The 20,831-nt window shown below is 44.3% G+C and carries 18 protein-coding genes; 12 read left to right on the forward strand and 6 right to left on the reverse strand.

Features of this window, described 5'->3' with window-relative positions; all coding sequences use genetic code 11:
* Positions 1–7: 7 nt before the first annotated feature.
* On the reverse strand, positions 8–1,825 hold the full coding sequence (locus MSG33_RS05740; protein WP_248380200.1) for a hybrid-cluster NAD(P)-dependent oxidoreductase: 1,818 nt from the start codon (positions 1,823–1,825) through the stop codon (positions 8–10).
* A 268-nt stretch (positions 1,826–2,093) separates the two neighbouring features.
* On the opposite strand from MSG33_RS05740, the gene MSG33_RS05745 reads away from it, so the two are divergent.
* Together MSG33_RS05745 and pyrC are read left to right on the forward strand one after the other, a co-directional pair.
* Entirely contained in the window at positions 2,094–2,258 is a 165-nt protein-coding gene (locus MSG33_RS05745; protein WP_005375297.1) for a YqaE/Pmp3 family membrane protein, read from the forward strand.
* A gap of 155 nt (positions 2,259–2,413) precedes the next feature.
* Complete coding sequence (gene pyrC / locus MSG33_RS05750; RefSeq protein ID WP_046873770.1) at positions 2,414–3,442, forward strand: dihydroorotase; 1,029 nt, start codon at positions 2,414–2,416, stop codon at positions 3,440–3,442.
* A 98-nt stretch (positions 3,443–3,540) separates the two neighbouring features.
* Here pyrC and MSG33_RS05755 read toward each other — a convergent pair whose 3' ends face one another.
* Complete coding sequence (locus tag MSG33_RS05755; RefSeq protein ID WP_005392495.1) at positions 3,541–4,446, reverse strand: DUF808 domain-containing protein; 906 nt, start codon at positions 4,444–4,446, stop codon at positions 3,541–3,543.
* A 172-nt stretch (positions 4,447–4,618) separates the two neighbouring features.
* Here MSG33_RS05755 and MSG33_RS05760 point away from each other — a divergent pair, with 172 nt between their 5' ends.
* The gene (locus MSG33_RS05760) at positions 4,619–5,536 is read left to right on the forward strand and encodes a M14 family metallocarboxypeptidase (protein ID WP_104972838.1); all 918 of its coding nucleotides are present in this window, start codon (positions 4,619–4,621) and stop codon (positions 5,534–5,536) included.
* Here the strand turns inward: MSG33_RS05760 and MSG33_RS05765 are convergent.
* Positions 5,531–6,319 (reverse strand): helix-turn-helix transcriptional regulator, encoded by a 789-nt coding sequence (locus MSG33_RS05765; RefSeq protein WP_048625321.1) that lies wholly within the window; start codon positions 6,317–6,319, stop codon positions 5,531–5,533. The two genes, MSG33_RS05760 and MSG33_RS05765, sit on opposite strands and share 6 nt — an antisense overlap.
* A gap of 98 nt (positions 6,320–6,417) precedes the next feature.
* On the opposite strand from MSG33_RS05765, the gene MSG33_RS05770 reads away from it, so the two are divergent.
* From MSG33_RS05770 to MSG33_RS05780, 3 genes are all read left to right on the forward strand, one after another.
* Entirely contained in the window at positions 6,418–7,323 is a 906-nt protein-coding gene (locus MSG33_RS05770) for a DMT family transporter (RefSeq protein WP_074189861.1), read from the forward strand.
* A 145-nt stretch (positions 7,324–7,468) separates the two neighbouring features.
* Entirely contained in the window at positions 7,469–7,954 is a 486-nt protein-coding gene (locus MSG33_RS05775; RefSeq protein ID WP_005392490.1) for an acyl-CoA thioesterase, read from the forward strand.
* A gap of 171 nt (positions 7,955–8,125) precedes the next feature.
* Positions 8,126–8,371 carry a hypothetical protein gene (locus MSG33_RS05780; protein ID WP_005375277.1) on the forward strand — a complete coding sequence of 82 codons (246 nt, stop codon included), beginning with the start codon at positions 8,126–8,128 and terminating at the stop codon, positions 8,369–8,371.
* Between the two features lie 362 nt (positions 8,372–8,733).
* Here MSG33_RS05780 and malG read toward each other — a convergent pair whose 3' ends face one another.
* The 3 genes from malG to malE all read right to left on the reverse strand — a co-directional run bounded on the left by malG (position 8,734) and on the right by malE (position 12,469).
* Positions 8,734–9,624: a maltose ABC transporter permease MalG gene (gene malG / locus MSG33_RS05785; protein ID WP_005375275.1), complete on the reverse strand. Its 891-nt coding sequence runs from the start codon at positions 9,622–9,624 to the stop codon at positions 8,734–8,736.
* 12 nt (positions 9,625–9,636) lie between these two features.
* The gene (gene malF, locus MSG33_RS05790; RefSeq protein ID WP_031780258.1) at positions 9,637–11,211 is read right to left on the reverse strand and encodes a maltose ABC transporter permease MalF; all 1,575 of its coding nucleotides are present in this window, start codon (positions 11,209–11,211) and stop codon (positions 9,637–9,639) included.
* A gap of 79 nt (positions 11,212–11,290) precedes the next feature.
* Complete coding sequence (gene malE / locus MSG33_RS05795) at positions 11,291–12,469, reverse strand: maltose/maltodextrin ABC transporter substrate-binding protein MalE (protein ID WP_005375272.1); 1,179 nt, start codon at positions 12,467–12,469, stop codon at positions 11,291–11,293.
* Positions 12,470–13,141: 672 nt separating this feature from the next.
* Between malE and malK the strand changes: the two genes are divergently transcribed.
* From malK to MSG33_RS05825, 6 genes are all read left to right on the forward strand, one after another.
* Positions 13,142–14,260, forward strand: coding sequence for a maltose/maltodextrin ABC transporter ATP-binding protein MalK (malK, locus tag MSG33_RS05800; protein ID WP_005375271.1), 1,119 nt, complete (start codon positions 13,142–13,144; stop codon positions 14,258–14,260).
* A gap of 423 nt (positions 14,261–14,683) precedes the next feature.
* Positions 14,684–16,084: an undecaprenyl-phosphate glucose phosphotransferase gene (locus MSG33_RS05805; protein ID WP_005392488.1), complete on the forward strand. Its 1,401-nt coding sequence runs from the start codon at positions 14,684–14,686 to the stop codon at positions 16,082–16,084.
* A 10-nt stretch (positions 16,085–16,094) separates the two neighbouring features.
* Entirely contained in the window at positions 16,095–17,300 is a 1,206-nt protein-coding gene (locus tag MSG33_RS05810; RefSeq protein WP_065645719.1) for an outer membrane beta-barrel protein, read from the forward strand.
* Between the two features lie 33 nt (positions 17,301–17,333).
* Positions 17,334–17,846, forward strand: coding sequence for a polysaccharide biosynthesis/export family protein (locus MSG33_RS05815; protein WP_248380551.1), 513 nt, complete (start codon positions 17,334–17,336; stop codon positions 17,844–17,846).
* 15 nt (positions 17,847–17,861) lie between these two features.
* Positions 17,862–20,042: a polysaccharide biosynthesis tyrosine autokinase gene (locus MSG33_RS05820; protein ID WP_248380202.1), complete on the forward strand. Its 2,181-nt coding sequence runs from the start codon at positions 17,862–17,864 to the stop codon at positions 20,040–20,042.
* On the forward strand, positions 20,020–20,829 hold the full coding sequence (locus tag MSG33_RS05825) for a putative capsular polysaccharide synthesis family protein (RefSeq protein WP_248380204.1): 810 nt from the start codon (positions 20,020–20,022) through the stop codon (positions 20,827–20,829). The genes MSG33_RS05820 and MSG33_RS05825 overlap by 23 nt, the downstream gene beginning before the upstream one ends.
* Positions 20,830–20,831: the final 2 nt, after the last annotated feature.

The following is a 20,831-nucleotide window of genomic DNA, read 5'->3' on the forward strand; positions in this document are numbered from 1 at the left end:
TTCTCGCTTAGTTTGTTACCGTCACGTCCGTCTCTGGAACAGCACAACACGCCAATACGGTTCCCATCGCACGTTCCTCATCTGTCAACGCAGGCACGTCCGGATGATGTACTTGACCCGACGTAAGCTGAACCTTACACGCTCCGCATAAGCCAGCACGGCAGCTATTGCTAACAACCTTCCCTGCGTCTTCAAGCTGATCTAACAACGTTTTCTGATTATTCCCTACAACTTTCGTCCCATTAAAATCGATCGCTATGCTCTTCTCTGGTCTTGAAGTGACTGAAGATACGCCAAACGCTTCTTGATGGTAGTTTTCTTCTGGCAGCCCTTTTCTTAGTAGGATATTTTTCGCTTTCTCCATAAAACCATCAGGACCACACACAAACACTTGGCGCTGTTCAACATCTTTGATTTGCTTAATGTGTGACAAACTTAAACGCCCTTTTAACCCAAACCAATCAACGGCAGGCTGCGTCAAGCAGATTTTCACTTCTAACCCCGGGTGCTTACGCTTTAACTGCTCCAACTCTGAGCGACAAGGAATATCATTTTCGGTACGACATTGATGGTAGAAAACCACGTTCTCCAACTGATTGTGATCCGCTAAGAAACGTACCATCGATAGCATTGGTGTTACTCCACTGCCTGCAGAGAGTAACAATAGAGGCTGCGCTTCATGAGTTTTTAGGTGGAACTGGCCATCAGGTTCTTCTGCCTCTAAAACATCACCGACTTGTAAATTGTCTAAGAGCGAATTAGAGACTCTTCCACCTGCAATACGCTTAACAGAAATAGCATAGCGACCCGGACGAGACGGACTGGATGATAGCGTATAGCGTCGACCTACTTTCTTACCATCAATATTCACTTCTATTGGCAGGTGTTGTCCTGGCAAGTAATTAGGTAAAGAACCTTTGTTTGGTTCTAACCATAAGGTCACGAAGTCTTGGGCGATTTCTTCACGCTCAACACATGTTAACGTCATGCGCACTGGCGAGTTATCTGCGTAAAACTCCGGCTCTTTGTACTCCAATACTTCAACTTTATCGCCTTGACGAATAATGCCTTCATTTCGCGCGACAAGATTCTGGCCAAAGAACACACCACCGACATCGTTTGCACGGAACTGTTGCAAGGTTTTGAGCGGCTCTTTGCTCTCACGGAATGTGCCTCTTTGGGTATTAACCGTAGTCAGGATACAGCGCTCGCAAGGTTTGAGAGACTCAAACTCTACCTCACCGATTCGTATGCGCTTCCATGAATCTTCTTCAAACGGCTTGGTATCAGAGACCACTAAGTTAGTACGGAACTGATCCATAGAGTGTTGCTCAGAGCTTCTTCGGTTCAGTTCATCAAGGGAAGCCTGGCTAATCACTAACACCGGATAACCATCGGCAAAGCTAACGTTTTGTCCTAGCTTTTCGCGAACACGATTCGATTGCTCACCACTAAACAACAACTCAACACGTTGACCCAATACACGACTAAACCAATCATCTGCATCATCTGTGGTGGTATATGCAGTAAAGGTGTCTTTCCAAACTGTTGCTGGCGTTTCCTGCATTTTAAAGTCTTGATAACGGATTTTAAGCGGCTCCATCCCCAAACTACTAAACACCACTCCATCGGACAATAAGGCAGACTTAATGGTTACCATTTGCGGATACTTTCGCGCAGTGATCATCGAGCCATCAGCTTTCGCAATCATAAAACGACGATCGAAGCTCAATCCTTGCTTCTCAACCCATACTGACGACAGCGATAATCCGCCAACTGACTTAACCGGAAAAACATTAATTTGGGACAAAATGGGTTGCGACATAGCCTTCTTCCTACAGGGTGTTTTTTATTTGTTGCAGTATTGTATACCCAAATCACATTAAGGTGCAGAGTCTATTGCCGCTTCATCCAACTCAATTTTTTCTGAATGCTATTCTTATAAATTTGGTTTGAGCGACAAGTATTTACTACACTCAACATTCGCGTTTTTTAACATCGTTCTGACCAAATACCGTTTGATAAAGTGTGATACGGCACACATAATTCATCTGAGTTATCACTGCCCCCATTTATTGATTTGGAGCTTAATTATGGATACAAGAAAACTGGTTCTGATTTTGTTATGTATCTTTCTTCCGCCTGTCGCGGTGTTTATGGAGAAAGGTCTAAATAAAGACTTTTTGATTAACCTAATATTGACGTGTTTCTTCTTTCTGCCGGGTACGATCCACGCGCTTTGGTTAACAATGAAGTAATCACTTACACTCTCACTCTGTAGAAAAGTGAAAAATGGGATGAAATGTGAGGGCAATTCCTCTATCATCCTGTCGCCTAAGCGCAAGCGTTTGCTCAAAAGCAAATACGGCGCTTGGGCTCCAATCAGACAACTTTTCAATGGTGGGAGCAATTAATGACAACACTGACAATCACTCGTCCTGACGACTGGCACGTTCACTTACGCGATGGGGAAGTTCTTAAAGACACCGTTCGCGACATCAGCCGCTACAATGGCCGTGCGCTGATCATGCCAAATACCGTCCCACCAGTTACTACAACTGAGCTCGCCCTAGCCTACCGTGACCGAATTCTAAAAGAGCAACATGGCGAACAGTTTGAACCTTTGATGGCGCTTTACCTCACAGACAACACCACACCAGATGAAATACGTAAGGCTAAAGCCACCGGAAACATTGTTGCTGCCAAGCTTTATCCTGCAGGCGCTACCACAAACTCAGATTCCGGTGTGACCAATGCGAAGAACATTTACCACGTTCTCGAAGCAATGGAAGAAGTCGGAATGTTACTTCTGGTTCATGGCGAAGTAACACATCACGATGTTGATATCTTCGACCGAGAGAAAGAATTCCTTGATACTGTCCTCGCTCCTATCGTCAATGACTTCCCTAATCTTAAAATCGTTCTAGAACACATCACCACTGCCGACGCAGCAAACTTCGTTAATAACGCCTCAGATAACGTAGCTGCTACCATCACTGCTCACCACCTTCTTTTCAACCGTAACCATATGCTTGTGGGTGGTATTAAGCCTCATTTCTACTGTTTGCCAATTCTTAAGCGCAGCACCCACCAGCAAGCGCTGATCGAAGCTGCAACCAGTGGTAGCAAGAAGTTCTTCCTAGGTACTGACTCTGCGCCACATGCGAAAGGGGCAAAAGAGTCAGCTTGCGGTTGTGCTGGTTCTTACACCGCACACGCAGCGCTAGAGCTTTATGCAGAAGTATTCGAGAATGAAGGCAAGCTGGAAAACTTGGAAGCGTTTGCAAGCTTCAATGGTCCTGATTTTTACGGCATTGCGCGCAACACAGATACGGTAACGTTAGAAAAATCCGCTTGGGATGTGCCGGAAACGATGCCATTTGGCAATGATATCGTTGTGCCTATTCGAGCAAATGAACAGATCGAATGGAAAGTGAAGTAAGTACTTTACTGACGTTCCATCCATAAAAGAGGGTCATGCCTTTCTGTGAAAAGAAGTCATGACCCTTGTTGTTCTTTTCTTGTTTTGAGCTGTGATTATTAGTGGCCGCGAATTTTTTCTACAGCAGCCCACACAGCAACCACAATCAACCCCGCCACAAAGCCGATAATGCCGTTAAGCAAAATAGGCAGAATCGCTGTAGCAACCGAATGACCACTAAAGTTCATAATAATCGGCTCTACAAAGTGATGAATGGCAGGTACGTTGTGCACTACAATCCCCCCGCCGACTAAAAACATCGCGGCAGTTCCCACAATCGTTAACAACTTCATCAGCTTTGGTGCAAAAGCAACTAAAGCACTGCCGACTTTCGCCATCCAGCCCTTACCTTTTGAGCGAATTTCAAGGTAGAAGCCCAAGTCATCCAATTTCACGATGCCTGCTACTAAGCCATAAACACCAATGGTCATGATGACTGCAATTAAGCTCACCACTAAGATTTGCGTCACAAGGCTCGCCCCAGTCACGGTACCCAACGCAATCACAATGATTTCCGCTGAAAGAATAAAGTCCGTTCGAATCGCACCAGCAACTTTGCGTTTTTCATACTCTTCTATCGACTCGCCAGTATTAACTAACTCTTCTTTTTCTTCGTGCGGATGGGAGTGAGGGAATACTTTCTCAAGCACCTTTTCTGCCCCTTCAAAGCAGAGAAACAAGCCGCCAATTAGCAATAGTGGCATGATAAGCCATGGAATAATCGCGCTAATTAGCAATGCTGAAGGAACTAAAATCAATTTGTTTTTGAACGAGCCTTTCGCAACCGCCCAAACCACTGGAATTTCTCGCTCAGATGCAACACCAGACACTTGTTGAGCGTTTAACGCTAGGTCATCACCCAACACACCTGCGGTTTTCTTTGCCGCCATTTTCGACATTAAGGCGACATCGTCGAGTACCGTGGCAATATCATCCAACAGTGTGAGTAAACTTGCTCCAGCCATTTTTTGTCTCTTATATGAAATTGAGTGAGTAACAAAATGTAACACCAATAAATCACTCATCAAAGTGATGATTTTGCAAAGAATACTATCCCAAATGGTGTTTTATATTGCCGTTAAGATAAGACAGGTCTAGTCTTGTGGTACCTTTCAGCAGTCAAAAGAAAAAGTATAGATGAAAAGTGGATACATTTACCCAATCGGTACCCCTGGCCAACCTTGGAGCGAAGAGGAACGTAAAGCTTGGTTAGCAACGCAAGAAGTAAAACGTAGCTACCAAGATGAAGTCGTCAGTAAAATCGATGCCCTACGCGAGCGTTTTGATGTTGAACAATACGGTGCGCTCTCATACAACGAGGCACGTTTCCCTCTGTTTTGTATCAAAACTCGCAACTGGGATTCAACGAAGCCTGTTGTTTTGGTCACAGGTGGCGTGCACGGTTACGAGACGAGTGGTGTACATGGCGCTTTAAAGTTTGTAGAAACAGAAGCAGAGCGCTACGCAGAGCATTTCAATATTGTCGTTGCACCTTGCGTGAGCCCTTGGGGTTACGAGGTGATCAACCGCTGGAACCCAAACGCGATTGATCCAAACCGCTCTTTCTATAAGGATAGCCCTGCCGAAGAATCTGCCAACCTCATGAAGCTCGTTGCGACATTAGGCGATGTATTAATGCACATTGATTTGCACGAGACGACAGACTCCGATGAAACAGAGTTCCGTCCTGCGCTTGCCGCTCGTGATGGCATTGAGTACATCGAGGGCATGATCCCAGACGGTTTTTACACAGTTGGAGATAGTGAAAACCCTCAACCCGAGTTTCAAAAAGCGGTGATTGAATCGGTTGCGAAAGTGACTCACATTGCACCTGCAGATGAAAATGGCGAAATCATTGGTTCACCAGTCGTACAGTTTGGCGTTATCAACTACCCAATGGTGAAGCTGGGTCTGTGTGGCGGCGTAACAAATTGCGTTTACGGCACGACAACGGAAGTCTACCCAGACAGCCCAACGGTGACCGACGAAGAGTGCAACGATGCGCAAGTTGCAGCCGTGGTCGGTGGTCTGAATTACGTTCTGGCTCAGTTATAATAAGCGGTTCTTATATTGCTCCGGTGTCATGCCGGAGTATTTCTTGAACATCGCGATAAAAGGGCTGGCTTGGTTATAACCTAACGTTAGCGCGACTTCCTTTACGGTCTGCCCTTTACGCAGCAACTCCATAGAATGTAAATATCGCACACGTAAGCGCCACTCAGTAAAGCTCATGCCCAACTCACTCTGGCAATGTCTCGCTAACGTGCGTTCTGTGGTATGCACTTTTTCCGCCCACTCCGCCAAACTGATCTCATCCGTCGGCGATTCTTCTACTGCTTTTAAAATCGGTTCAAGATACTTATTATCGGTCGTTGGTAAAAAGTGGTGTTCCACTTCTTGCTTTGCAAGCTGGTCCAATAACACTTGTACCAATCGCTTGTCTTCATCACTTTGCGCCACGTTAATGTCTCGTTGACGAAAGTCCTCAATAATGGACGACACGATTGGAGTCACTTTGATCAGACTCGTTTTGGTAGGAAAGTGCGCCGTCAATTCAGGGGCAATGTTCAAAGAACAATATTCGATAGGTTTACGGTTGTAACTAGTATGACGGATACCAGCAGGAACCCAAATTGCAAGATGCGGAGGCGCTAGAAATCTTGTATCTTCTGCATCCATCTCTAGGATCCCACCGCTGATCAGCTGCACTTGCCCCCAAGGATGGCTATGAATTCGCGTTTCTGTATTAGAGAGAAAGGCTTCAAAATTCATAAATACATCCGATGGTGCGCGGTCGATTGATAATGAGGGATGAAGATTTCTGGCGCTCTTTTTCAAAATTGTCTTCCTATCGCTTACGATGTCTTTTAAGAGATACTTTTTATTATAAAGACCTGCCAGACTAGCGCCATCAATAATTGTGCTATAGGGTTCTCATGATTTATTTACTTCCGTTTTTCACCGTTATGATTTGGGGTGGTAACTCAATTGTGAATAAGATGGCAGCAAGCGCCATTGAACCAAGTGCGATGAGTTTCTATCGTTGGTTTGTCGCAATGGTACTTCTAACTCCATTTTGTCTGCCTGCGATCATCAAACAACGACACATTATTCGACCTTACTTAACTAAGCTGGCATTTCTTGCGTTACTTGGCATGGTGCTCAACCAATCACTTGGCTACTACGCTGGTTTAACGACAACGGCTTCCAACATGGCACTGATTACCTCTTTGGTTCCTTTGATCAGTGTGTTTTTAAGTGTTCCTCTGTTAGGCAAGTCTGTATCAATGTTAAGTATCGTCGGTGGTGTGATTTCGCTCGGCGGCTTGGCGTTTATGCTTGGTCATGGTGATATCACCTACTTTTTACATCAAGACATGACCCAAGGTGATAGCCTTATGCTGATTGCAGCCATGGTATACGCGGCTTACTGCGTGCTGCTAAAACGCTGGAAGATGCCTTTCAGTAGTTTGACTCTGGTTTACATGCAAGGCTTCTTCTCGGTTGTGATGCTTACACCACTCTGGCTCTCTAGTGAGCAACTGTTACCAAGCCAAGACGCGCTACCATTAATCGCCTATGCTGGCATTGCGGCTTCCATTTTTGCGCCGTTAATGTGGGTGAAAGCGATTGATTCAATTGGCGCTGATTCAAGTGCCATGTTCATGAACTTAATGCCCGTGGTTTCTGTCGTACTTGCTTCAACGTTGATTGGTGAGAAAATTTACGCTTACCACATTATTGGTGGGTTGTTAGTCATCTCTGGCGTTATCCTGTCGCAAATAAAAATACGACACAGAAAGCCATTGCCCAATTCTGAGATTGCCTCCACCGCCAATTAATCCCAGTTCCCCAAGCCACAGAGCTACGCTGTGGCTTGTCACTTCCAGCGTTCGAATAAAAGTTAATATTTTGTTTCATTCGCTATTCCCGAAAATTCATCTTACTGCTAAATTGGGAAAACAATAACCCATCAAGGAAAGACAGATGAGCAGTGGTCAAAGAGACATTACCCTTCGCTTTTTAGCAGAACCCAGTGACGTCAATTTCGGCGGAAAAGTGCACGGCGGCGCCGTAATGAAATGGATCGACTTAGCAGCCTACGCCTGCTCTGCAGCGTGGAGTGGCAAATATTGCATTACTGCATACGCAGGTGGTATTCGTTTTGTTGCGCCGATTCATGTCGGCAACTTAGTCGAAGTTAGCGCAAAAGTCATTTATACCGGACGAAGCTCAATGCACATCGCGATTGACGTGCAAGCCAGTGACCCAAAGCAAATGAAAAACAGACTTACCACTCACTGTATCGTTATTATGGTTGCTGTGGATGAAAACGGAAAACCAACCGACGTACCGAAATGGGTTCCAGAATCTGATGAAGATAAAGCCTTGGAACAATCCGCTATCCGCCTTATGAACATGCGCAAAGAAATCGGGGAAGAGATGGAAGCGCACGTAAAGTATCTCAAGTAACCTACATCCGTTAAGAACGCTATTGACTACCTCAACGTTACTTATATCCAGAGTGTGGAGCAACATCATGGTTTTGCCATTTGCTTCACACTCGGCCTCCTCTGTCATAAATCCTTCACCTAGCTTTGCTTAAATCCATCCACTATTTTGGAGTTGGATAGAGTTTGGATCTTGAGACTAAAAGAAACGACCTTAAGTGAAGAGACGTTGACCAATTTAAAAGCGGTCGAGTACCAGTGGGTAAGAACCATGTACGTCGAGGGGTATAACGAAACAGAAATTAACCATTACATTCAAACCTGCTTTGGCGGTGATGTCACCTTTGCAAATTTATTTCGTCGCGTCGCACTACAGCAAGAAAGCTTATACACGCTGCTTCAATACGTTGGATGTGCCCCCTCCAGTCGAGAGTTTTAATCCTTACCTACCTCAATTTTACTGATACCTGAACTCAGGTTATTTATGTGAAGTGCTACGCAGGGCATTATTCAAGCCCTGTGTAATCCATTGCAAAGCCGCTAATCTTTATCCGCTTATTGAATAACTGTATTTAACAGGTATAAAAAAACCTGAGTCTAAACTCAGGTTATGGTTACAAAAACTGTTAGTGATTGAATCGTAAGGAACTAAGCTAACAGCCAGCTATGCGTAACGCCAATAAAAGCCAAGATATTACTGATCGGCGGCCAAACCAAAATTGTAATATCCGCGCTACGTATAAGGGCGACCATGTGGTCGCCCTTTTCTAGTTATTCTTATCAATCTCAGACCACAAGAGATTATCCTTTCACACCACCAGCGGTTAGACCACCAACCAACCAGCGTTGAGCAAGTAAGAATACGGCAGTGATTGGCACTGCTGAAAGTACAGCAGCTGCAGCAAAGTCACCCCACAAGTAGTTTTGTGGATATAGGTATTGCTGCATACCCACTGCAAGTGTGTACGAGTCTACATCAGAAAGTAGTAGTGATGCTACAGGAACTTCACCAATTACCATGATGAACGACAAGATGAATACTACCGCTAGGATTGGCACAGACAGTGGCAGCAATACCAAACGGAATGCTTGCCATGGTGTCGCACCATCAAGAGCCGCCGCTTCTTCTAGAGACGAGTCAATACTTTCGAAGTAGCCTTTAATGGTCCAAACGTGCAGTGCGATACCACCTAAGTACGCGAAGATCAGACCGCCATGCGTGTTCAGGCCAAGGAAAGGAATGTACTGACCCAGTTTGTCGAACAACGCGTACAGAGCAACCAATGCCAACACCGCAGGGAACATCTGGAAGATCATCATCGCTTTAAGAATGGTGTTCTTACCTTTGAACTTCATACGAGCAAACGCGTAAGCCGATGTGGTTGATAGCGCCACGATTAGGATTGCAGAAATACCACCCACTTTTACAGAGTTCCACAGCCATGTCATGACTGGGAATGGTGGCGGTGTAACTGTACCGTCTGGATTAGTCACCGAGAAACCTAATGCCAATTTCCAGTGATCAAGTGTTGGGTTGTCTGGGATAAGGCTACCCGTTGCAAAGTTACCTTCACGGAATGAAATCGCGATGATCATCAGTAAAGGGAAAATAATCAGTGCCAAGAATGCCCACATCGCAATATGAGTAGCCCAAACACGATACTTTAATGACTTGCCTTGTACCATTGCCATTGTAATCTCTCCTTAGTCCTGAGCTACTTTAGTTACGCGTAGGTTGATAAGTGCCAATGCGCCAACCAATAGGAAGATAAGTGTTGCTACTGCACTTGCTAGACCGAAGTCTTGACCGCCCGCACCTTCGAATGCGATTCGGTAGGTGTAACTTACCAATAGGTCTGTGTAACCCGCAGGTTCTGACGTACCAATCATGTTTGGACCACCGCCTGTCAACAACTGGATAAGTACGAAGTTGTTGAAGTTGAAGGCAAAGCTCGCAATCAACAGTGGTGTTAAAGGCTTCAACATCATTGGTAGCGTGATACGAGTAAAGTTAGTAATAAAGTTCGCACCATCAATTGCTGACGCTTCATATAAATCATCAGGAATCGCTTTTAGTAGACCCATACATAGAATCATCATGTAAGGGAAACCAAGCCACGTGTTCACAATCAGGATCATGGTTTTCGCCATGAACGGGTCTGAGAACCAAGCAGGGCTAATACCGAACAAACCTTCCAGAAGCATGTTGATCTCACCAAAGCTTTGGTTAAACAAACCTTTAAAGATCAAGATAGAAATAAACGCCGGTACCGCATAAGGCAGAATCAGTAAGAGTCGGTAAACCGAGCGGCCTTTTAATGCTTCCCACTGAACAACACTTGCTAGAACAAGACCAATTACAAGCGTAAATAGTACGGTGAGTGCTGAGAACACAATCGTCCAGATAAAGATACTGATAAACGGCTCTTTGATGCCATCATCTTTCCACACACGCTCAAAGTTGTGTGTGCCAATGTTCACCACAAAGCCAGGAGACACTGTGCTACCAACAAACTGACCATTTTCATCGACAGGTTGGTAGTAACCTACTTCCATATTTGGACGTAACGTCTCTTCAGTACGATTGTTGTAAAGCGTTTCGCCGTCTTCTTGCAGCGTGTACAAAGGCACAACTGCCGCAAACTTACGTAACCCGCTCATGCGGATGTCTTCACCGCTCGGCAGATGTAAATCAACACTGCTCAACGTATTACGGCTCTTGACAATCGTCTTGATTGATTCTTTCTCGCCCGTAGCTTCTTCAATTGGCGATAGGTCAAGATCCGATGCTGAAAGGCTATCTAGTTGAAAAGTGGGCGTAGCAAGTAGCTCACCATCTTTTTCAACCACAAGCTGATGTCCTTGATCCGTTTTATATAAAGTGAACGGGTAGCTATCACCACTTTGATAAGTTCTGTCCAAAAGTACGCTCTGCGCACGATCAAAAGAGAGTTGGTTTTTCGCGCTGTAGTTGGTAAACGCCAAACCTATGGTGTACGCCAGAGGGAAAAGAATGAAAAGGATCATCCCTGCGATACCAGGGTAGATGTAACGGTGTGCGTACGTCTTTTTACTACCAAAGATGAACAACGCTAAAGCGGTAAGAATGATCGTAAGTAGTGCAAACGCAATCTCACCGCGTGAATACATAAGGATTGTTGCGTAGCCATTGATAATGCCGACTGTGCCTAAAAGTGACCATTTCATGAACACTTTTTTGCTGCTCGGAAGGCTGGCTTCTGGTGCTGTCATAGCATTTGTACCTTGAACTGACTGCATAGGGAACCTGCTAGCGAATATAGAATAAATATAGAAAAGTAAGGAGGAGTTGCCCCCTCCTTAAAAAGGTCTTACTTAATTATTTAGTCATTTGTTTTTCTGCGTCTGCCAATGCTGCATCGACAGTTTGACGACCATCAACTACGTTGATGATTGCGTTCTTAGCCGCGCCCCAGAATGCGTTCATTTGAGGAATGTTTGGCATAATTTCGCCGTTCATCGCGTTGTCCATTGTCGCAGCAATACGAGTATCTGAATCTAGTTCACGTTGGAACGAGTTAAGCGCTACCGCACCTAGAGGCTTATCGTTGTTAACCATACGTAGGCCGTCGTTTGTTAGTAGGTAGTTCTCAATGAACTCAACCGCTAGGTCTTTGTTTGGAGACGCAGTGCTGATACCAGCCGTTAGAACACCAACGAATGGCTTAGAAGATTGACCTTGGAACTTAGGTAGCGTAGTCACGCCGTAGTTAACGCCAGACTTCTCGATGTTGCCCCAAGACCATGGACCGTTGATCGTCATCGCTGTCTTGCCTTGGTTGAATGCAGACTCAGATACTGAGTAGTCCATATCTGCAGAGATTACGCCTTTGTCTACCAAGCCTTTTACAAAGCTCATCGCGTCTTTAACGCCTTCTTTCGCGATACCAGCGTCTTTAACATCGTAACCTTCAGAAGTGTATTTGAACGCGTAGCCGCCATCAGCAGCCATTAGTGGCCAAGTGAAGTACGGTTCTTTTAGGTTCCACATGATTGCAGACTTGCCGTCTTTTTTAAGTTTTGCATCTAGCGCTGCAACTTCTTCCCAAGACTTCGGTGGGTTTGGAACTAGGTCTTTGTTGTAGATTAGAGATAGAGACTCAACCGCAACTGGGTAGCCGATCAATTTGCCGTCGTAACGTACAGCATCCCAAGCGAAATCAACAATACCTTCTTGAATGTTCTTAGAAGGTTTAATTTCTGCTAGCAGGCCAGCTTCTGCGTAACCACCGAAACGGTCGTGAGCCCAGAATACGATGTCAGGACCGTCACCAGTCGCTGCAGTTTGAGGGAATTTGTCTTGAAGGCCATCTGGGTGAGCCACTGTCACTTTAATGCCAGTGTCTTCTTCGAATTTTTTACCAACTTCAGCAAGGCCGTTGTAACCTTTGTCGCCGTTGATCCAGATAGTAAGTTGTCCTTCTTCGATGGCAGCATTAGCACCAAAAGAACCCAAAGCAACAAGAGTACCTAGTGCTACAGCGCTTAACTTTTTCATGTTCGTATCCTTTTTATATTTTTGATGTAGGGCTAGTCCATTGAGGTTCAGCCGTATTTCGACATATATCATCTGAAATAATCCAATATGTCTCATCCTCCTAATCCCTACGCCCTTACAATTATGACGTATTTTCGTGATCTAAATCGCCAAGGGTAAGAGACTCAAATCACAAAACGGATACTTCCTGTGATCGGTTTCAACTTTAGGTGGTGCAATAATGTGATTTCCGACCAACTGCTTTATTCCTCCTCCTTTTTTACTCCTCCCTACCTACTCCCCCTACAATTATTTCTATTAGGAGGATGTCGCACCTCGCACAATCTTACAAACTTCAGTCATCCAAGAGTGGATGGTAAGAACCCTTTCCCAGCAGTGCCTACGTATTAGGAAAAAGATTTGCTGGTTTTGCATTGCCAGACGAGTGGAATGTCATTATTGGTGTTGTTTGTGGTAATTATTTCACGGGGGAGACAACACGAATAATGTGGGGGAGAGAAACTCGTACTTGGCTATGATGGGTAGCACTTCTATTCAGGACATTTTATTGAAGTGCTACCCTACTTTTCTTACCAACCGCAATAACTTACCGATTCCTACTGTTACTGCTCGCTAGATAATTCATATAATGATGAGCGGTGAATAATAAAAAATTGATCGAGGACGAGCTACATGGCGAGTGTCACGTTAAAAAATGTTTGTAAAGCGTATGGCGACGTACTGATTTCTAAGAACGTAGACCTAACAATCAACGAAGGTGAATTTGTTGTTTTCGTAGGTCCATCAGGTTGTGGTAAATCTACCCTTTTACGTTGTATTGCCGGTCTTGAAGACATTACTTCAGGTGATTTGTATATTGGTGACCAGCGCATGAATGACGTCGAACCATCCAAACGTGGTGTTGGTATGGTATTCCAATCTTACGCTCTTTACCCACACCTTAACTTATATGACAACATGTCATTTGGCTTAAAATTAGCAAAAGCAGACAAAGCAGAAATCGACAAACGTGTTGAGCAAGCTGCAGAAATTCTACAATTGGGCCACTTACTTGAACGCCAACCAAAAGCGCTTTCAGGTGGTCAGCGTCAACGTGTGGCTATCGGTCGAACACTGGTATCACAACCTAATGTATTCCTTCTGGATGAACCACTATCAAACTTGGATGCCGCACTGCGTGTAAACATGCGTGCGCAAATCACTAAGCTACAACGTCAACTTGGTTGTACCATGATCTACGTAACGCACGATCAGGTAGAAGCAATGACAATGGCAGATAAAATCGTTGTACTAGACGGCGGTTATGTATCGCAAGTTGGTAAGCCGCTTGAGCTTTACCATTACCCACAAAACCGCTTTGTAGCAGGCTTTATCGGTTCTCCGAAAATGAACTTCATGAGCGTATTCATTGATGAAGTAGAAGCAGAGCGCGTCAAAGTTCAACTATCTAATGGCGTATCTTTCTGGATTCCAGTGGATGGCACGACGGTTAACCGTGGCGACCGCATGTCTTTAGGCATTCGCCCTGAGCACCTATTATCCGCTTCTGAAGCTGATGCAAGCATTCACGGTGAAGTGATGATTGTTGAGAAGCTAGGTAACGAAACTCAAGTATACCTAAACCTAGAAGGTGCGGACGCGGACGTTATTTTCCGTCAGCCTGACACTCTCGCAGTCGATACCGGCGATAAAATCGAGATTGGTATTCCAGCACACCGTTGTCACCTGTTCCACAGTGATGGTCGTGCATGCCGCCGCCTATACAAAGAAAACGGCGTAGAAGTCGAATAATTCATTCGTCCTGATTCACAATAAATCCCTCTCACTTGAGAGGGATTTTTTTATCCTAATAAATATAAGTAATTCGATACTAAATCATTAATCGTTAACGAATAAGATCACCCGTTTCTTCTACCTTTACATAAACCATTGTCTTTGTACTGATACTTCATTTTTAATACTTTTCCTCATCCCTCATGAGTAAGTACCAGCTTTTTCCTAACCCGCCAAACTTAGCCAAAGGTCTAAATTTCATTCTTATTTCCACTTACCTCAACAACGCAAATTTTTACACTTATCAACGAAATTACACGTGACAAAAAACTCAGAAGCATTCAACAGAATGCTCTGTTCACCAACTACTAATAACGCTCACGACACGGCAATTGGGGGAGACACCCAAGGGCGGTAGCGTGTAAGAAGGGAAACTGAGTCATGAAACAAAAAGGACTTATCCGCTCTCACGAGATGGAGTTCGCTTTTTTATATCGCATCTCAGATCTTGCTGTCATCGTCTCTTTTATGCTGCTTTTAGTGTTCAAAGACATGAATACTGCGATGGGGAAAGATTACGTCATACTGGCTTTTGTTGGAGGCATCTCCTTTCTATTTATGGCAGAAAGCGGCAACCTGTACCGCTCTTGGCGAACCAGTTCGTTTAAAGAGCAGATGATTATTGTCTGTGTGGCCTGGGCAGTAACTTCCGCGCTTATCTTTATTGTTCTGTATTTTTCGGAAGTCTATGACTTATTTGATAACACTATTCTGGCATTGTGGTTTGCGATTACGCCCGCTCTACTTTTGGCATGGCGAGTGACATTCCGTACCGGATTAGCCTATTTAAGAAAAAAAGGATTCAACACTCGTACTGCGATCATCATCGGCCAAACTCCTCACGGCATTACCCTTGCTAACGAAATTCAAAACCACACTGAACACGGTGTACTTTTTGATGGCTTTTACGATGAGCGTTCTTCCGACAGATTGCCAAATTCTGCTTACCCTATTAAAGGGGCAGTTGACCACGCTCTTGAGCGAGCCAAGAAAGGGGAAGTGGATTACGTCTATATCGCAATGCCAATGCACGCAAAAGAACGTATTGCATCGCTTCTTAACCAATTCTCAGACACCACCGCAAATACGTATCTGATTCCCGACTTCTTTACCTATAACCTTTTGCATTCTCGTTGGGCGCAAATCGGCCAAGTTCAAACGCTCAGCGTATTTGATACGCCATTTGCTGGAATTTCTTCCTGGGTAAAACGGTTTGAAGACATCTTGTTTTCGAGCATTATTTTAGCCTTGATCTCTCCAGTCCTGCTCACCATTGCGATTGGCATTAAGCTGACCTCTAAAGGTCCGGTCATTTTTAAACAGCATCGTTACGGCCTCGATGGACGCAAGATTGAAGTCTGGAAATTCCGTTCAATGACAACCATGGATCAAGGCCCTCACGTGAAACAGGCGACAAAGAACGACCCACGCATTACGCCTTTTGGTGGTTTTCTGCGTCGCACCTCTTTGGACGAACTGCCTCAATTTATCAATGTACTGCAAGGGACCATGTCTATTGTTGGTCCACGTCCTCATGCCGTGGCACACAATGAAGAGTATCGCCAGATTGTTGACCGCTACATGCTACGTCACAAAGTAAAACCGGGCATTACTGGCTGGGCGCAAATTAATGGCTATCGCGGCGAAACAGACACCTTAGAAAAAATGGAAAAGAGAGTCGAGTTTGATTTGGATTACATCCACCACTGGTCTGTTTGGATGGACATCAAAATCATCTTCATGACCGTTTTCAAAGGGTTCACTGGTGCTAACGCTTACTAAGGTTGAGATTATGAAGAAACTGACAATGGCAATAGCATTGAGTCTGTTTTCAACTGGCTTACTCGCAGAACCGATGGCTTACCAAACTGAGTCTGGCATTGAGTTTATTCCCCTCGTAAGAACTTTCTACGAGGGCGATGACAACATCAACAAAGCGGAGGAATCCGGCAATGTAGAATCGGTCAATATTTGGGGTATAGAGCCAAGCTTATTAGCACGTATAGAAAGGAATCGCTATCGCGCAGATATTTTATACAAGTTGAAAGCAGGTTTTTCATCCGATGACCGCAATGACTTCGACGATCATACCTTTCAGTTTTCCAACTTTTTTGAGTTCAATCATCGTCATCGTTTAGTGGTTGATTACCGTTTTCGCGCCCAGCATGAAGTTCGAGGAGAAGATATTACCGAAGGTAATGGTAGCGCAATCGACTCACCAATAGAGTTCAACCGTAACGATATCAAAACCAATTATGTCTTTGGCTCTAACGGTGCAAAAGGCAGACTCGAATTCGGTTTAGGCTACAGTGATAAAACCTATCAAAACTACCGTGACGGCTTGCCTGGGCGCACAAACGCTAAAACAAAATACAACGATTTTCGAGCCCCCAATGCACACTTGGAATTCTATTTAAGGGCGACGCCAAGAACCTATTGGTTGGTTGGGACAAAACAAATAGTAACCGACTATCAGCACCGAAATTCTTCGCAACCATCCAAAGATAACAACACCAGTTTCTATTACACCGGTGCCGAATGGGAAGTCACAGGAAAAACCAAAGGCATCGCTCGACTCGGTTATCAAATCAAAGATTTTGACAGCGCTCACCGAGAGACATTTAAAGGCTTTAGTTGGGATATCGGCTTTGAATGGTTGCCTCAAGAACAAACTCTAGTCAGCGTGAAAACCACTCAAGCGGCAGTTAACCCAGATCAAGATGGCGATTACAACCTACAAACTCGTTATCGACTGAACCTCAAGCACGATTGGAATAGTTACCTTGCAACTCGCTTAGGTGCTATTTATCAACAAGATGACTATACGGGGATCACCAGAAACGACGATCGCTACACCCTATCTTTTGGTATCGATTATCAAATTAAACGCTGGGTACAGCTGCAAGCCGACTGGCAATACCAAGATAAAACCTCTAACCGACCAGGTTATAGCTTCGAACAGAACATTTGGACTTTAAGCGCACAGTTTTCTCTGTAACAAGGATTATTAATGAAGTCATTCATCACATTCATGAGCGTCGCGTTATTGCTATTTAGCACCTTGGTAAACGCTGACTCAAACGAAGAAGATTACTTACTCGACACGGGCGATACCATTTCCGTGCAGGTCTATGGTGAAGAAGATCTTACGATTAAAAATATTCTAATAACGTCAGATGGCTATTTTGATTACCCCTACCTTGGCCGAATCAAAGCAATCAAAAAAACACCGAAACAACTCAAGTACGAAATAGAAATGGGCTTAAAAGGCGATTATCTCATCAACCCAAAAGTGATGGTCACCATCAATAACTTTCGTCTGTTTTACGTCAATGGCGAAGTCAGGAAACCAGGTGGATTTGAATATCGACCAGGATTAACTATCGAAAAGGCCATCGCTTTAGCTGGTGGCTTGACCGACCGAGCCTCACGCAAAGGCATTAACCTCACCAAACATAAAACGGGTCAAACGATAGAGGGTGTCAGTATGCACCGCAACGTTGAGCCTGGTGACATTGTATTTATCGACCAGAGCTTCTTTTAAGTGACAGGGAATCAAATGAACGGGACTCATCCAAATAATCTCCAGATGAACAAAGTAGAACTGATTCGTTTTGGCCATCACTTCAAAGCGATTAAAAAGAATTGGCTAAGCATCGCAGCATTCACGCTTCTGTTCTCATTAACTTGTACTTGGTATATCTACTCCAAAGCATCGGTATACCAAGCTACAGCTACGCTACTCATCCAAGAGGAACAAAAAAGCGCCCTTTCAATCGAGGAAGTATATGGCGTCGACACGACAAAAAAAGAGTACTTTCAAACGCAAATCGCCATTTTAAAATCGAATCATATCGCAGATAAGGTCATTAGAGAGCTGAACCTAACTCAACTAACGGAGTTCACACGCTCAGGTGGATTAAATCAAAAGATCGACCAAATAAAGTCGATCCCTTTTGTTCAAGACCTACTGAATGTGGCACCAAGCCCAAAAGAAACCGCCCAATTTTCAGAGTCCTATTATCAGGCACTTCAAGCTTTCAGAAGTAAACTCGATATTGAGCCAGTACGTAACACCCAATTAGTCAGAATTCGCTTTCGTTCTACCGATCCTAAGCTTGCAACGACAATCGCCAACGCGGTCGGCCAAGCCTACATTGACGCAAATTTTGAAGCCAAATTGGTCGTTACACAAAATGCGGCCACTTGGTTGACAAATAACTCACAAAAATTGGAGGAGCGATTACGTAACTCTGAGCAAGCGCTGCAAGAGTTCTTGTTAAAAGAAGGGTTGATCGATATAAACGGTATTGATGAAATTTACGCAAATGAGCTAGAAGAACTCACTCGCAAGCTAAATGTCGCTGTTAATAAGCGCATTGAAGCGCAGACGTTAATCCAACTGTTAAGACGTAAATCTTCACAAAGTTTAGACAGCTTGCTGTCAATTGATGAATTCGCTAATCAAGCGCAGATCCGCGATCTAAAATTGTCGGAAGCACAGGCAGCCAAAAATCTCTCTGAACTGGCACAGCGCTACGGACCTAAGCATGATCGAATGATTCAGGCGAAAGCACAGCTTGCTGAAATTCAATCAAGAACACAGCAACTCATCCGTGACATTTCCTTCAGTAAGCAACAAGACCTTCTTGCTGCAAAAGCGCAAGAGGACATGCTTCGAGCAGAACTCGATAACAAAAAGTCAGACTTCCAATCGTTAGGGTCACAAAAAGCGCGTTACGAACAGTTAAAACGCGAGGTTGAATCCAATAAGGCACTCTATGAAGCGTTCTTAAATCGTGAGAAAGAGACCAACGCCACCAGCGACTACAAGAATGTCACGGCTCGCTTTACTGATAAAGCCATCATTCCTCTATTCCCGGTGGCACCACAACGAATCAAACTGGTACTGATTGCCACCTTTTTTGGCTTTGCCATTGCTTGCGCTCTGGTCATCATCTTAGAAACGATGCGAGAAGTTATCCGAAGCACAGCCGATGTGCAGGAAAAACTTGGTGTTACGTGTTTAGGTGTGATTCCTATGGTCAAAAAACGCAATTTGCGTAAAAACGGCGTCAGTTATACCGCGTATTTAGATGATGAAGAAAAGCTATTTAGTGAAGCTTGCCGCTCGGTCAGAACCTCGCTTCTGCTCAGATTAACCAACACGAAGCAAAAGATATTGCCCTTTACCTCTGCTATTCCAGAAGAAGGAAAAACATCAACCAGTATCAATATGGCGGTGTCGTTTTCAAAAATGGAAAAGGTATTGATCATCGACTGCGATTTACGTCGACCTTCCATCGCAAAGCGATTCGGTATTGCTGAATCAAGCCCTGGCTTAACGCATATCCTGACGATGGATACGCCAATCAAAGATTGTGTTACACATATAAAAGAAGCCAACTTAGATGTATTATCGGCCGGCCTAATTCCGCCAAACCCACAGGAATTACTGGCTTCTGATCGCTTTAAAAAGTTGCTCGAACATTTTCAAAATAAGTATGACCGGATCATTATCGATACACCGCCCCTACTGTCAGTGAGTGATGCACTTATTCTTGGTCAGTATGCCAATGGTCTGATTACCGTCATTCGCTCAGAATCGACAAAATCATCACTGGTTAACCTTGCGTTATCTAAACAAATACAACACTCAGTTCCATCTCTTGGCGTCTTAATCACACAAGCCAAGACTAAGGAAGGAGAAACGCTTTATGTCCAGAAATACGCCTACTAACTCAAACGCATCTTGGTACCAAACGTTGAAAAGCCAAGAACAACCGGTATTGATCTATCAAATGGGCAAAGTAGGTTCGAGTGCATTAGAACATTCCATTCCTAACTCGATTCACTTGCACGACCTTATGACTGTCGATGCGCAAAAACAGATATCCCCTGTTAGAGCGCAATTGCATAAACCTCAGATCAATGCGTTAAAGCGACGACTCAAGCGCATAGCGATGAGCCGTATGTTAAAGCACAAGAAAAAAGTTCGAATTATCTCACTGGTGCGTGAACCGATCGGACGAAATATTTCAATGTTCTTTCAAGCACTTCCTTTTTGGATGGCGGACAAATATCTAAAGGATGACAGCGCAATACGTACCGAACGACCGCAATTACTCCAAGAGGCATTTGATAAGCACATGAATCATCAATATCCGCTGCAGTGGTTTGACAACGAAATCAAACAACTAACAGGGATTGATGTGTTTAACGAACCTTTTAATCACGAAGTGGGCTATCAGACATACCATAACAACAACTTCTCACTGTTGGTCATTCGAAGTGACAAGCTAGCGAAGGCTAACTCCGCAGTTGAAGACTTTTTAGGTTACCCCGTGGATGTTGTCTATGAAAATCAATCAGACAACAAATGGTACTCGCCACTAATGAAAGAATTCAAAACGCAATTTCAACCTACACCCGAGTACGTTGAAGAAATGCTGAATTCTAAATTGGCGAAGCACTTTTTCTCAAATGCAGAAATCACCGACCTTAAACAACAATATCTGACCAATTAATC

The organism is Vibrio sp. 1CM7H, assembly GCF_023161645.1.
Taxonomy (GTDB): domain Bacteria; phylum Pseudomonadota; class Gammaproteobacteria; order Enterobacterales; family Vibrionaceae; genus Vibrio; species Vibrio diabolicus.

What these genes read in the sequence shown, in the direction of transcription:
- MSG33_RS05740 (WP_248380200.1), bottom strand. Translation starts at nt 1,825, where the DNA reads ATGTCGCAACCCATTTTGTCCCAAATTAATGTTTTTCCGGTTAAGTCA.
- MSG33_RS05745 (WP_005375297.1), top strand. Translation starts at nt 2,094, where the DNA reads ATGGATACAAGAAAACTGGTTCTGATTTTGTTATGTATCTTTCTTCCG.
- pyrC (WP_046873770.1), top strand. Translation starts at nt 2,414, where the DNA reads ATGACAACACTGACAATCACTCGTCCTGACGACTGGCACGTTCACTTA.
- MSG33_RS05755 (WP_005392495.1), bottom strand. Translation starts at nt 4,446, where the DNA reads ATGGCTGGAGCAAGTTTACTCACACTGTTGGATGATATTGCCACGGTA.
- MSG33_RS05760 (WP_104972838.1), top strand. Translation starts at nt 4,619, where the DNA reads ATGAAAAGTGGATACATTTACCCAATCGGTACCCCTGGCCAACCTTGG.
- MSG33_RS05770 (WP_074189861.1), top strand. Translation starts at nt 6,418, where the DNA reads ATGATTTATTTACTTCCGTTTTTCACCGTTATGATTTGGGGTGGTAAC.
- MSG33_RS05775 (WP_005392490.1), top strand. Translation starts at nt 7,469, where the DNA reads ATGAGCAGTGGTCAAAGAGACATTACCCTTCGCTTTTTAGCAGAACCC.
- malG (WP_005375275.1), bottom strand. Translation starts at nt 9,624, where the DNA reads ATGGCAATGGTACAAGGCAAGTCATTAAAGTATCGTGTTTGGGCTACT.
- malF (WP_031780258.1), bottom strand. Translation starts at nt 11,211, where the DNA reads ATGCAGTCAGTTCAAGGTACAAATGCTATGACAGCACCAGAAGCCAGC.
- malE (WP_005375272.1), bottom strand. Translation starts at nt 12,469, where the DNA reads ATGAAAAAGTTAAGCGCTGTAGCACTAGGTACTCTTGTTGCTTTGGGT.
- malK (WP_005375271.1), top strand. Translation starts at nt 13,142, where the DNA reads ATGGCGAGTGTCACGTTAAAAAATGTTTGTAAAGCGTATGGCGACGTA.
- MSG33_RS05805 (WP_005392488.1), top strand. Translation starts at nt 14,684, where the DNA reads ATGAAACAAAAAGGACTTATCCGCTCTCACGAGATGGAGTTCGCTTTT.
- MSG33_RS05810 (WP_065645719.1), top strand. Translation starts at nt 16,095, where the DNA reads ATGAAGAAACTGACAATGGCAATAGCATTGAGTCTGTTTTCAACTGGC.
- MSG33_RS05815 (WP_248380551.1), top strand. Translation starts at nt 17,334, where the DNA reads ATGAGCGTCGCGTTATTGCTATTTAGCACCTTGGTAAACGCTGACTCA.
- MSG33_RS05820 (WP_248380202.1), top strand. Translation starts at nt 17,862, where the DNA reads ATGAACGGGACTCATCCAAATAATCTCCAGATGAACAAAGTAGAACTG.
- MSG33_RS05825 (WP_248380204.1), top strand. Translation starts at nt 20,020, where the DNA reads ATGTCCAGAAATACGCCTACTAACTCAAACGCATCTTGGTACCAAACG.